Origin of the sequence: Corynebacterium sp. HMSC06C06 (assembly GCF_001807295.1) — a bacterium.
In the GTDB taxonomy this organism is placed as follows: Bacteria; Actinomycetota; Actinomycetes; order Mycobacteriales; family Mycobacteriaceae; genus Corynebacterium; species Corynebacterium striatum.
This window is the reverse complement of sequence record NZ_KV788467.1, coordinates 1-3,333: the sequence shown is the minus strand read 5'-3', so window position 1 is coordinate 3,333 and position 3,333 is coordinate 1. Positions and strand designations below refer to the sequence as shown.

Annotated in this window: 2 rRNA genes; both read right to left on the bottom strand. The window is 53.0% G+C overall.

Annotated features, from left to right (window positions below):
• Positions 1-20: 20 nt before the first annotated feature.
• A 5S ribosomal RNA gene (gene rrf / locus HMPREF3153_RS01450) occupies positions 21-138 on the bottom strand.
• 116 nt (positions 139-254) lie between these two features.
• Positions 255-3,318: ribosomal RNA gene (locus HMPREF3153_RS01445) — 23S ribosomal RNA — on the bottom strand.
• Between the last annotated feature and the right edge of the window lie 15 nt (positions 3,319-3,333).

The window sequence follows — 3,333 nt, the reverse complement described above, 5'->3', positions numbered from 1 at the left end:
AGTTGTTGTTTGTTGTTTTATGTCGGCGGTAACTTACTCTCCCACAACCTCCCGGTTGCAGTACCATCAGCGCGGGCAGGCTTAGCTTCCGGGTTCGGAATGGGTCCGGGCGGTTCCCTGTCGCTATTGACCACCGACAAACTTTCGGGGCAGCAGAACTTTTGTGTTCTGGTGTACTCCGGTGTTGTGTCAGATACTGCATAGTGGACGCGAACACGTGTGTGTGTTTCTTTGTTTGTGCACGGTAGGTTCGTGTGTGTTTGTTTTGGTCTATTAGTACCAGTAGACTCCACACCTTGCGGTGCTTCCATGTCTGGCCTATCAACCCCATAGTCTTTAGGGGACCTCAAATGAAACCTCATCTTAAAACAGGCTTCCCGCTTAGATGCTTTCAGCGGTTATCCCTTCCGTACGTAGCCAACCAGCGATGCTCCTGGCGGAACAACTGGCACACTAGAGGTACGTCCGTCCCGGTCCTCTCGTACTAGGGACAGCCTTCTTCAAGTTTCAACGCGCGCGGCGGATAGAGACCGAACTGTCTCACGACGTTCTGAACCCAGCTCGCGTGCCGCTTTAATGGGCGAACAGCCCAACCCTTGGGACCTACTCCAGCCCCAGGATGCGACGAGCCGACATCGAGGTGCCAAACCATCCCGTCGATATGGACTCTTGGGGAAGATCAGCCTGTTATCCCCGGGGTACCTTTTATCCGTTGAGCGACACCACATCCACAAGTAGGTGCCGGATCACTAGTCCCGACTTTCGTCCCTGTTCGAGCTGTCACTCTCACAGTCAAGCTCCCTTGTGCACTTACACTCACCACCTGATTGCCAACCAGGCTGAGGGAACCTTTGGGCGCCTCCGTTACATTTTGGGAGGCAACCGCCCCAGTTAAACTACCCACCAGGCACTGTCCCCAACCCAGATCATGGGCCAAGGTTAAGGTATCCAATCCGATCAGAGTGGTATTTCAACAACGACTCCACACACACTGGCGTGCATGTTTCATAGTCTCCCACCTATCCTACACAAACCGAACCGAACACCAATACCAAGCTATAGTGAAGGTCCCGGGGTCTTTTCGTCCTGCCGCGCGTAACGAGCATCTTTACTCGTAGTGCAATTTCACCGGGCCTGTGGTTGAGACAGCAGGGAAGTCGTTACGCCATTCGTGCAGGTCGGAACTTACCCGACAAGGAATTTCGCTACCTTAGGATGGTTATAGTTACCACCGCCGTTTACTGGGGCTTAAATTCTCAGCTTCACCAAGCAAAGCTTGATTAACCGGTCCTCTTAACCTTCCAGCACCGGGCAGGCGTCAGTCCATATACATCAACTTAACGTCTTCGCATGGACCTGTGTTTTTGATAAACAGTCGCTTCCCTCTATTCTCTGCGACCCCACAACGCTTCCCACCGCAAAGAGTGTTAACGCCATAGGGTCCCCCTTCTCCCGAAGTTACGGGGGCATTTTGCCGAGTTCCTTAACCACAGTTCACCCGAACGCCTTAGTATTTTCAACCTGACTACCTGTGTCGGTTTGGGGTACGGGCCGAGTATATACATCGCTAGAGGCTTTTCTCGACAGTACGGGATCACCAACTTCACCAATTAAGGCTACGCATCACGTCTCAGCATAACAAGTGCGGATTTACCTACACCATCACCTACACGCTTACACCAACAATCCACTAAGCGGCATGGCTACCCCACTGTGTCACCCCATCGCTTGAACCACACATCAGGCCCCACGGCTTGCCACCATGTTAACCCGAAGGCCAATCACAACAGCTTACGGTGGTTAGTATCAGTGCTTTATCAGGGGCGCATATACTCGGGTACCAGAATATCAACTGGTTATCCATCGACTACGCCTGTCGGCCTCGCCTTAGGTCCCGACTCACCCTGGGAAGACGAACTTGACCCAGGAACCCTTAGTCATCCGGCGGGAAGGATTCTCACCTTCCAATTCGTTACTCATGCCTGCATTCTCACTCGCACACACTCCACGCCTCCTCACGGTAACGCTTCAACACGTGCACGACGCTCCCCTACCCAATAACAAAATATTATTGCCGCGGCTTCGGCGGTGTGCTTGAGCCCCACTACATTGTCGGCGCAGAACCACTCGACCAGTGAGCTATTACGCACTCTTTCAAGGATGGCTGCTTCTAAGCCAACCTCCTGGCTGTCTTCGCGATCCCACATCCTTTTCCACTTAGCACACCCTTAGGGGCCTTAACCGGCGATCTGGGCTGTTTCCCTCTCGACTATGAAGCTTATCCCCCACAGTCTCACTGCCGCACAACACATTAATGGCATTCGGAGTTTGGCTGACATTGCTAAGATTGTAGTCCCGCTCAACCAACCAGTAGCTCTACCTCCACCAAGCTAATGCGACGCTGCACCTAAATGCATTTCGGGGAGAACCAGCTATCACGGAGTTTGATTGGCCTTTCACCCCTACCCACAGCTCATCCCCGCAGTTTTCAACCTACGTGGGTTCGCGCCTCCACAGCATCTTACTGCTGCTTCACACTGGCCATGGGTAGATCACCCCGCTTCGGGTCCAGGACATGCCACTAAACACCCCATTAGGATTCGGTTTCCCTACGGCTACCCCACACGGGTTAACCTCGCGACATGCCGCTGACTCGCAGGCTCATTCTTCAAAAGGCACGCCATCACACACAAAAAGTGCTCTGACGGATTGTAAGCACATGGTTTCAGGAACTATTTCACTCCCCTCCCGGGGTACTTTTCACCATTCCCTCACGGTACTATCCACTATCGGTCACACTGAGTATTTAGGCTTACCGGGTGGTCCCGGCAGATTCACAGCAGATTCCACGAGCCCGCTGCTACTCGGGCAACCCAACAACCCACACACCATCATCTTCAGCTACAGGACTATCACCTTCTACGGCAGGCGTTTCCACACCACTTCACCTAACAACAATGCGCGGGCAGGACGTCAGTAGCCATCCTCATCAGGGCCCACAACACCGCACACACAACCCCTACCAGGTATCACATGCACACGGTTTAGCCTCATCCACGTTCGTTCGCCACTACTAGCAGAATCATTATTATTTTCTCTTCCTACGGGTACTGAGATGTTTCACTTCCCCGCGTAACCCCCACAACAGCTATGAATTCACTGAAGGGTAACACCCCATAACAGGTGCCAGGTTTCCCCATTCGGACATCCTCGGATCAACGCTCAATTGACAACTCCCCGAGGCTTAACGCAGCCTTTCACGTCCTTCATCGGCTCAGCATGCCAAGGCATCCACCATGCGCCCTAAATAACGAACACACAACCAACACAACA